This window comes from Nocardia sp. alder85J, from assembly GCF_020176955.2.
GTDB lineage: Bacteria > Actinomycetota > Actinomycetes > Mycobacteriales > Mycobacteriaceae > Nocardia.
In genome coordinates this window covers 223393-232501 of record NZ_JAIUCZ020000012.1, presented here as the reverse complement: position 1 = coordinate 232501, position 9109 = coordinate 223393, and the positions used below count along the sequence as shown (strand labels likewise).

The 9109-nt window shown below is 69.6% G+C and carries 8 protein-coding genes; 4 read left to right on the top strand and 4 right to left on the bottom strand.

Annotated elements, in window-relative coordinates; all coding sequences use genetic code 11:
• Positions 1–580: 580 nt before the first annotated feature.
• Positions 581–1975, bottom strand: coding sequence for a GAF domain-containing protein (locus LBW94_RS36530; RefSeq protein WP_225058355.1), 1395 nt, complete (start codon positions 1973–1975; stop codon positions 581–583).
• An 85-nt stretch (positions 1976–2060) separates the two neighbouring features.
• Positions 2061–3458: a mycofactocin biosynthesis glycosyltransferase MftF gene (gene mftF, locus LBW94_RS36525; protein ID WP_225058356.1), complete on the bottom strand. Its 1398-nt coding sequence runs from the start codon at positions 3456–3458 to the stop codon at positions 2061–2063.
• A gap of 242 nt (positions 3459–3700) precedes the next feature.
• Between mftF and mftR2 the strand changes: the two genes are divergently transcribed.
• Together mftR2 and LBW94_RS36515 are read left to right on the top strand one after the other, a co-directional pair.
• Positions 3701–4342, top strand: a complete 642-nt coding sequence (mftR2, locus tag LBW94_RS36520) for a mycofactocin system transcriptional regulator MftR2 (RefSeq protein WP_225058357.1) — start codon at positions 3701–3703, stop codon at positions 4340–4342.
• A gap of 54 nt (positions 4343–4396) precedes the next feature.
• Positions 4397–5452: a ferredoxin--NADP reductase gene (locus LBW94_RS36515; protein ID WP_225058358.1), complete on the top strand. Its 1056-nt coding sequence runs from the start codon at positions 4397–4399 to the stop codon at positions 5450–5452.
• A 202-nt stretch (positions 5453–5654) separates the two neighbouring features.
• Here the strand turns inward: LBW94_RS36515 and LBW94_RS36510 are convergent, their stop codons facing one another.
• Both LBW94_RS36510 and LBW94_RS36505 read right to left on the bottom strand, forming a co-directional pair.
• Positions 5655–6443, bottom strand: a complete 789-nt coding sequence (locus LBW94_RS36510; protein ID WP_225058359.1) for a glutamate racemase — start codon at positions 6441–6443, stop codon at positions 5655–5657.
• A 30-nt stretch (positions 6444–6473) separates the two neighbouring features.
• Positions 6474–7667 (bottom strand): NAD(P)/FAD-dependent oxidoreductase, encoded by a 1194-nt coding sequence (locus tag LBW94_RS36505; protein WP_225058360.1) that lies wholly within the window; start codon positions 7665–7667, stop codon positions 6474–6476.
• Between the two features lie 156 nt (positions 7668–7823).
• Between LBW94_RS36505 and LBW94_RS36500 the strand changes: the two genes are divergently transcribed.
• Both LBW94_RS36500 and LBW94_RS36495 read left to right on the top strand, forming a co-directional pair.
• Positions 7824–8171, top strand: coding sequence for an SPW repeat protein (locus LBW94_RS36500; RefSeq protein WP_225058361.1), 348 nt, complete (start codon positions 7824–7826; stop codon positions 8169–8171).
• Positions 8171–8800, top strand: a complete 630-nt coding sequence (locus tag LBW94_RS36495) for a TetR/AcrR family transcriptional regulator (RefSeq protein ID WP_225058362.1) — start codon at positions 8171–8173, stop codon at positions 8798–8800. Before LBW94_RS36500 ends, LBW94_RS36495 begins: the two co-directional genes overlap by 1 nt.
• Positions 8801–9109 lie beyond the last annotated feature (309 nt).

Below are 9109 nucleotides of genomic sequence, written 5' to 3'. Positions count from 1 at the left end.
GCCGCCGCCCGGCCCCCCGGCCGTGATCCCACCCAACTCCGAATCCTGCACCGGTGCCTCCTCGATGGCGAAATCAACTGTCGCCGAATCGATTTCAGGCAGCACGAATAAGGCCCCGGTACCTGTATGGGGCACCGGCAGCAGCGGACGCACTACCTCGAACGTTCGGCTCCACTCGCGGGCATCCGGGTCCCGAGATCCACGGGACGCGCAGACGCGCGGCGAAACTGATTGTGGGTATACGAATCTCGGCGACCGTGGTCACCGATGTGGTGCGGACCGGTGCAGCCGGCGCGGTGGCTCAACCAGCTCCTGCGGAAAGCGGTGTCAGCCCTGTGATGTCCTCCAACGTGGCGGCCGGCGGAGTCCGGACCCGGCCGATGGTTCCCTGCGTTACATGGATGCGAACCATGCATCGCCTCCACGCACAGCGAAGACTAGGCGCTGCCAGAATAAAACGGGAGGTTTTCATTCAAATAGGACTCGGACAATCGTCCAGAAGGATTGTGGATCCACCCCGACGTGCACGCGACCAACCGCGCGGCCACCATCGGGCCGTCACACGTTCCGGTCGCGAAGCCTACGAGCCGAAACGTTGCATCTGCGTTGCATCCGCGCCCAGCCGCCGGTCCAGCACCCGGATCTTGGCCTCGATCTGCGCATACAGTGGCGAACCGCGATCCACCGCCGCCCGGTAGGCCACCCACGCCGGGGTGTCGTCGCGGCCTTCGGCGCCCGCGGTCCAGCGGCTCAGCACCGCCGCGTCCCCGGAGCGCAACACCGCCGTGCGCAGCCGGACCCGCAGTTCGTCGCGGATGTCCACCACCCCCGGCGCGGTCGAGCGCGGCAGCACCGGCCCGGTGTACAAGCGGACCGCCGCATCCACATCGCCCGAGTCCAGCGCCGCGCGCAGCGCCTCCACATCGGTGACCAGCGGCACCCGCAGCCGATACGGCCGCGAGCCGAACACGTGCGCCCCGACCACCGACCGCAGCCGCGACATCGCCGCGCGGATGGTGGCGTTGTCCAGGTCGGTGTCGTCGAGCAACAGGGCCAGGTGATCGGCGGACAACCCCTCGGTGTGCTCCGCGAGCAGCAGCATGATCTCCGCCTGCCGCTGCGACACCGGCAACCGATCGCCGTCGGAGATCAGCTGCGGTTGCCCGAGGCCCAGCACATCCAGGCCGAGCCGGGTCGGCGCCCGGTCCGCGAGCGCGGCCGCGCCGGAATCCTGCGACGCGCGACCGGCGCCACGCGGCTGCGTCCGGGCCGCGGCCAGGGCCAGATCCAGTTCCGCGGCGGTCGCCGCCGCCTTCACCAGGGCCAGGATCTCCGGCCGGGCCACGCGGACCCCGCCCGCGATCATCAGTACCCCGACCAGCCGGCCGTCCGGATCGTGCACCGGAGCGGCGGCGCCGGTGATCTGGTGCATTCGTTGCAGGAAGTGCTCCGGGCCGTGCACCCACACCGGCCGGCCGGTGCGCACCACCAGGCCGACCGCATTGGTCCCGACCCGGCGTTCGCTGAGATCATCGCCCTCGCGCAACCCGGTCCCGGCCACCGCGGCCACCCGATCCGGGGTGCCGTGCACCGACAACACCCGGCCGAACTGGTCGGCGACCACGACGATCAGCCCGATCCGGGCGATGTCCTGCAACAACAGCTTGTCCACCAGCGGCATCACCGCGGTGATCGGATGGCCGTCGCGGTAGCGCTGGAGATCACCGCCGCGCAGTCCGCGGCCGTCCAGATCGTCCAGCGGATCGACGCCGCCGCGCACGCTGCGCAGCCAGGATTCCAGGATTGCCGGGCGCAGCAGACCGGCGAGCTGATTCAGCCGGTCCCCGCCGAGGGCGAGATAGCCATGAGCTTGTGCGGCATAGGTTTCCAACGCACCGAGTTGGGATCCCGGCTCGGCTCCGTAGTGACCGGCTCGGTACTGCTCGGCTTCGCCGCCGGTTGGATTGCTGACCATTTGCCTTTTCTTCCCCCCTGCACTGTACCGGCGAAACGAAACCGGACACGGCCAAGTGACCAGTTTGTCCGCCAGGTCACAGCCGCTACCGCGGCGGCGCGGCCGAGCGTAGTGCCGGCACCCGGCGCGACCGGAGCGCGCCCCACCACAGCCCGGACCCGTAGGCCAGATCGTCGAGCCGTTTACAGGCCAGGTAGCGCACCGGATCCAGACCGCCGACATCGCGGTGGGTGAACCAGTCGGCCAGACCGTCGGCCACGGCCAGGGTGACCGCGGCGCGGCGGATCCGCCGGGAGGTCAGCATCGCGAGCAGGGTGATCGGCCAGTAGTGCCGGCACAGCGCCGAGACCATCCGCCACAGCCCGGCCGCGCAGCCGCGGGCCGTCTGGATGGCGGCCACCCGGGTCGGATTGTCCAGTTCGGCGAACACCCGGCGCAGCCGGACCAGCGCCGCGACCACGGTGATCAACCCGCCGATCAGACCCCAGCGGGACAGGCTGGCCAGCAGCGCCGAGGCCACCACCAGCCACAGCGGCACCGCCAGCGGCGCCACCGGGCCACCGTGGCGGCGGGCCAGCGGCGCCACCGCCGCACCCTGGGATACCCTGCGCCGCAACCATTCCCGTAACGAGACCGGATGGTCCCCGGCGACCTGCGCGGCCGGTTCGTAGCGCAGCCGCCAGCCCGCGCGTTCCAGCCGCCAGCACAGGTCGGCATCGGCGGCCGAGCGCATCTCCTCGTCGAAACCGCCCTCGGCCAGCAGTGCGCGCCGCCGGACCAGCAGCGCCGCGCCGGGGACGGAGGGCACGGCGCCGTACGGGGTCACCGCGGCCTCGCGGCGGCCGCGATCCAGGGAGAACCGGGTGCGGTCGTAGCGGCCGAGCACGCTCGCATCCGGCTCGCGCGGCACGATGCGCGGCGCCACCAGCGCCACCTCGGGATCGCTGAAATGCCCGAGCATCACCTCGAGCCAGCCCGCGCGGGGCACCATATCGGAATCCAGGAAGGCGACGAATTCGGTGGTGGCCGCACGTAATCCGGCATTCCGAGCAGCCGCGGCGCCCCTGCGGCGATCGTGCCGCAACACCGTCACCCGGCAGCGATGGCGACTGTCCGGCAGCGGTACCGGACGATCCGAGCCGTCGTCGACCACCACCACACTGTGCCCGCGCAGCGTGCCCAGCAGCCGCCGCAGGCCGGCGCCGTCGTTGTGCAGCGGCACCACCACGGTGACATCCTCCAGCGCGGGCAGCAGCCGCGGCCTGGGATTGCCCACGCCGGAATCGAGCAACCTGCGGGCGACCACCGCCGATTCGGTATCGGTGACCTCGAGGTAGCCGTCGCCGATGAGTGCCGCCGCCTCCGGCGCCAGGCGCAGCAACCGCGTCGGCGAACCGCCGACGAGAAACCGTCCACCGGAGTAGGTGCGCACCCGGGGATCGATGCGAACCCCGAACCCGTCGGGCAGTCGATCATGGCGCATTCCGGAGATGCTAAGCGCTGATTGCCGTTCGGAGCGCGCACCGTGGAATGCCGCCGCGAATTCGCACCCTCACCTCGGCAACGCCCGCGACATGCCGGGCAGACCCGCGTGGACCGCGGGCGTACCACACCGGGCCCGGGTGAAATCCGCACACTCTAGACTTCGGAGGGAAACAGCCGGGTGAACAGTGGTCGACGGTGTCGCGGCCGGGCCGATCGGGCCGGGCGCCACTCAGAGGTGGTATGGGAGCGGGACGTATGCAGACCAGCGGGGGCGGTAACACGCTGTCGGAAGCCGAGATCGTCGAGGCCGCACTGCGAGTGGTGCGCACGGACGGTCTCGAGAAGCTGTCCATGCGCCGGTTGTCCCGCGAACTCGGGGTTTCGCCGATGGCTCCCTATTACTACGTCGCGGACAAACGCGAACTGCTCGATCTGGTGGTCACCGCCGCACTGTCGGGGGTGCGCCGCCCCGGGCCGGAAGGTCCGTGGCAGCAACGGCTGCGCGAACTCATCGATCAGATCGATGAGAAATTGCGCAAACATCCCGGCCTGGGTGACGTCCTGCTCGACCAGATGCTGGGCAAGCAACTGGATCTGATCGCCGCGGTGATGGAGATCCTGTTCGACGCCGGCTTCGACGATCGCAATGTGCTGTCCGCCTACGCCACCGTGCACACCTATCTGTTCGGGCGGGCCCGGGTGAACCCGCGCGACCGGTCCACCCCGGCCGGGGTCACGCTGCCGGATCCGGTCGAGCGGGCCATGCGGCACATCGGCGACCTGCGCGGCCGATACAGCTACGAGTTCGGGATGGACGTGCTCGTGGCCGGTCTGGAGGTCCAGCTTGTCCGGCAGCGCGAGGGTCACGTACCATCAAAATAGAACAGGTTCTAGTTTTGCCTGTCACCGCGCACCGGCCCGCCCCGAGAGGACACCATGACGACCGTCGACGTACCGCACAGCTCGCGCTCGGCCGTGCTGCGGATCTCCGCGGTGATCCCCGAGACCGCCGACGCCTGTTCGCTGGTCTTCGACGTACCCGAGGAGCTGCGTGAGCGATTCGCTTATCAGTCCGGGCAGTTCCTCACCCTGCGCATCCCCAGCGAACTGACCGGATCGGTGGCCCGCTGCTATTCGCTGGCCAGTTCGCCGCACACCGACGATCAGCCGAAGGTCACCGTCAAGCGGACCGCCGACGGGTACGCCTCGAACTGGGTGTGCGACAACCTGCACGCGGGCGACACCCTGGAGGTACTGCCGCCGTCGGGCACCTTCACCGTCAAGGACGTCGACGAGGATCTGCTGCTGTTCGCCGCCGGCAGCGGGATCACCCCGGTGATCTCCATCCTGAAATCGGCCCTGGCCCGCGGCGCCGGCCGCGCGGTACTGATCTACGCCAACCGCGACGCCGAATCGGTCATCTTCGCCGACGAGCTGCGCGAACTGGCCGCGAAACATCCGCAGCGCCTGGTGATCGTGCACTGGCTGGAGAGTTTGCAGGGCCTGCCCGGCGCCGAGACGCTGGCCCGGCTGGCGGCCCCCTACACCGAGTACCGCGCCTACATGTGCGGGCCGAAACCGTTCATGGACGGCGTGCACGACGCGCTCGCCCAACTGGGTGTGCCGCGCACCCGCACCCATGCCGAGGTCTTCAATTCGCTGTCCGGCGACCCGTTCTCGGCCGACACCCCCGTCGACGTGAGCGACGAGGAGGCCGCCGACGCGGCGACCGTCGAGGTGGAGCTGGACGGACAGGTGCACAGTCTGCGCTGGCCCCGCCGCCAGACCCTGGTGGACCTGATGCTGTCCAAGGGCATCGACGTGCCGTACTCCTGTCAGGAGGGCGAATGCGGCTCGTGCGCCTGCACCGTCCTGGAGGGCAAGGTGGAGATGGACAACTGCGAGATCCTCGACCCCGAGGACATCGATGCCGGATACATCCTCGGCTGCCAGGCCCATCCGGTCACGGACCACCTGAAAATCCGGTTCTGACAACAGTTATCGCGCGGCCGATGCGGCACGCGGTACGGAGGCTGCCAGCCGACGCCGCCGCGTGCCCGGCGGCCGCCTGCCGATGCGGGCGACCTGATACAGGCACGGGTGATCACGCGCGCCGACCGGGAATCCCCGCGTATCGGCCGATGCGGCTACACGTTTCGGGACGATGCACCGCACCGCCGACCGGTGGGTCCGGCTAGTGTGTGCGCGCCCCGGTGACGGGGCCGCCGACCGCGCCCAGGATCCGGCCCGGCTCGAATGCCGCTGCGCTGGCAGGCAATACACCCGCGCGGCCGCTGTTGAACACCGTCACCGCGCCCGTGCCGCCGGGCGGGCGGGCGAGTGCGTCGATGCGCCGGAGGGTCTGTGCCGCAACGGCTTCCGCGCTGTCGAACAAGCGCACCCCGGCGGGCAGGGCGGCGATGATCGCGTCCAGGACCAGCGGATAGTGGGTGCAGCCGAGCACGATGCCCTCGGTGCCGGGCGGGGTCCGGTCGACGGCCGCCACGATCGCCTCCTCGATCGCGGGCAGATCACCGCGATCGATCGCGTCGGCCAGGCCGTGACAGGCCACCCCGACGACATCGGCATCGCCGCCGAAGCGGGCGATCAGGCCGGCCTGATAGCGGCTGGCCGTGGTCGCGGCGGTGGCCCAGACCGCGACCGTGCGGCACGCGGCGGCCGCCGGTTTGATCGCCGGGACCGTGCCGATCACCGGCACCTGCGGGCCGACCTCGGCACGGACATGTTCCAGCGCGGTCACACTCGCGGTGTTGCACGGCAGCACGATCACTTCCGCGCCCAGCCGCAGCGCGCGCCGGGTGGCCTCCAGGACCCGGTCGGTGACCCACTGTTCCGGCTTCGGCCCCCAGGGCGCGCCGTCGGGATCCAGTTGCAGCACCAGGTCGAGTTCCGGCCGCAGCCGGCGCAGCCACGCTCCCGTGGAGAGCAATCCCAGCCCCGAATCGATGAGCGAGACGATCACACCGGGAGCCTATCGTCCCGGTGTGACAGTTCAGCGCACGGGGACGGCTGCCTTGGCGTTCTCGACCAGCTGGGCGCGCGTCTTCATCACCTGGGCGGGACGACCGGCGCCGACGACGGCGGTGAGCACCCCGTCGACGAAGTAGTGCGCCAGGAATTTGCGGCCGTCGTCCTCGATGATCCGGACCTCGTCGGCGCCACGGGTGCTGCCCAGCACCTGGATCTTGACGTCGTACTGATCGCTCCACACGTAGGGCACCCGCGGGCCGGGCGGCACCTCACCACCGAGCAGCGCGGCGACCAGCAATCGGGCCTGCTCACCGGCATTGGTCCAGTGCTCGATCCGGCGATGCGGACCGCCGTCGTGCTGCCAGGCGGCGACATCGCCGAGCGCCCAGACACCGTCGATCGTGGTGCGGCCCACCGCATCGGCCAGCACGCCGCCACCCGCACGCGGATCCGCCAGTGGCACATCGGAATCCACGAGCCAGTCGGTCACCGGCACGGAACCGACGCCGACCACCACCAGATCCGCCTCCACGGTGGTGCCGTCGGAGAGTTGGGCGCCACGCACCCCGGCATCGCCGGTGAGCAGTTCGGTCACGCCCACCCCCGCGCGCACGTCGACACCCTCGGCCCGGTGGATGCGCGCCACCAGCGCGCCGACCTGCTCGCCGAGCGCCGCGGCCAGCGGTTCGGGCTGCGGTTCCACCAGCACCACGTCCAGACCGGCGGACCGGAAGCTGGCGGTGAGCTCGCAACCGATGAAGCCGGCGCCCACCACCAGCGCGCGGGTCGCCGCCGGGATCGCGGTACGCAGGCCGACCGCGTCGTCGTGGCGGCGCAGCACGTGCACACCCGGAATCGGGCCGTCGGCCAGGCCCAGGATCAGCCGCGGCCGCAGGCCGGTGGCGATGATCAGCTCGTCGTAGCCGAGCACCTCGCCGTCGCTCAGGGTCAGTTGCCGCGTGGCGGTGTCCAGCGCCGTCGCGGCGACGCCGAGGCGGAGCGCGATGTTCTGCTCGGTGAAGAATTCGGCCGGCTTGAAGGTGGTGTCGTCGACCTCACCGCGGACGAATTGCTTGGACAGCGGTGGCCGGTCGTACGGCAGCCGGTCCTCGTCGCCGACCAGCACCACTTCGCCGGTGAAACCGGCCCGTCGTAGTTCCTCGGCGACGCGCAGGCCCGCCAGGCCCGCGCCGACGATGACGATCGTACGCTGCATGAAACCTCACCTTAATCCAAAGAGAGTGCCGTTCTCTCCGTGATGCCCACCATATCCGACATCGGTGCATAATCTTTCCTCCCAGAACTATTGATCGGGCGGTCAATCAGAGTTATACCGAGAGAGGCACCATCCGCCATCCTCGAGGAGGTACTGATGTTCACCGAGAGTCGCGCGCAGGACTTCGTAGCCGTCGTGCTCGGCGTCTTCACCGCGCTGTCACCCATCTGGGTCGACCACAACAACCGGGCGCTGTGGACCCTGATCGTGCTGGGCGTGCTGATCGCCCTGACCGGTCTGGCCCAGCTGTCGAACCCGGCCCAGTCCGGTGCGGACTACGCGATGGGCCTGTTCGGCGTGCTGCTGTTCATCTCCCCCTGGGTGATGAACTTCCATGCGTTCAACGGCGCTTCGTGGACCGCATGGATCGTGGGAGTGCTGACCGTGGCGGTTGCGGTCGCAGCTCTTCCGCAGGTTACGGCGCGGCGGCATACTGCTCATTGATGCATGCGCCGAATCCCGACCGAGTGGGGCGTCGCCGCAGCCGCAAGGTTGACGGCGACGCCCGTCAGCTCATCCTGGACGCCGCCGAAAACCTGTTCGCCGCGCACGGTTTCGACGCGACGGCGACGGCGGCGATCGCCGGGGCCGCCGGGGTCCCGAAGGGGCTGGTCTTCTACTATTTCCCCACCAAGGATTCGATCCTGTCGGCGCTGATGGCCGAGCGGGTTCCCAAACATCCGCTGGACGACATCAATTCCCTGATCAGTCCGGGCGATCCGGCGGCCAGCCTGGTGAACCTCGACGTCGCGCTGAATCTGCGCGACCACCACTCCTCGGTGCTGCGGGTCATCATGTGGCGCGAGGCCGACACCCACCCCGACGTCCGGAAGCAACTGCGCCGCATGCGCGATCAATTGCTCGACGTCACGGCCCGGGTGTTGCAGGCCAGCGCGCCCGGGCCGGTGCAGCCCGGCACCCTGCGCGCGTGCGCGGCCGCCTGGGTCTCGGCGATGCTCGCCGTCGCCACCACCGATCGCCTGCACGCGCTCGACGGTCTCGATCTCCCCACCGCGGACGAGATCCTCGGCATCTCCCGGGTTGTCGCAGCCGGGATGACCCAGCTCGGTTAGCTAGTGTTGCCTCATGTTTGCTAACCGTCTCGTCCCGAAGATCTGAAACACCATCCATGAACATGGACACGCCGATGAAAGTCGCTGGCGTGTCGGATGTTTCCGGCGTGTTCTACTGAATTTTCCGGAGTTTCCGGACATCGGAGCGGCGTGTCGCACGGAAAACTGTGCGGTTGCCATTTGAATGCGGACTGGCCGGACTTTCCAATTCTGCTTCACTCGCGTGGAGGTCATGGATGAACCGTCAGGCACAACCGTCTCTTCCTTCCCCCTCCCGGGGCGCTCGGCGCGGTCTGCGCCGGGTGCTGG

Bases quoted from the DNA above. Each gene is read 5' to 3' on its own strand.
- LBW94_RS36500 (WP_225058361.1), top strand. From the start codon at position 7,824: ATGTTCACCGAGAGTCGCGCGCAGGACTTCGTAGCCGTCGTGCTCGGC.
- LBW94_RS36495 (WP_225058362.1), top strand. From the start codon at position 8,171: ATGCATGCGCCGAATCCCGACCGAGTGGGGCGTCGCCGCAGCCGCAAG.
- LBW94_RS36505 (WP_225058360.1), bottom strand. From the start codon at position 7,667: ATGCAGCGTACGATCGTCATCGTCGGCGCGGGCCTGGCGGGCCTGCGC.
- LBW94_RS36515 (WP_225058358.1), top strand. From the start codon at position 4,397: ATGACGACCGTCGACGTACCGCACAGCTCGCGCTCGGCCGTGCTGCGG.
- LBW94_RS36530 (WP_225058355.1), bottom strand. From the start codon at position 1,975: ATGGTCAGCAATCCAACCGGCGGCGAAGCCGAGCAGTACCGAGCCGGT.
- mftR2 (WP_225058357.1), top strand. From the start codon at position 3,701: ATGGGAGCGGGACGTATGCAGACCAGCGGGGGCGGTAACACGCTGTCG.
- mftF (WP_225058356.1), bottom strand. From the start codon at position 3,458: ATGCGCCATGATCGACTGCCCGACGGGTTCGGGGTTCGCATCGATCCC.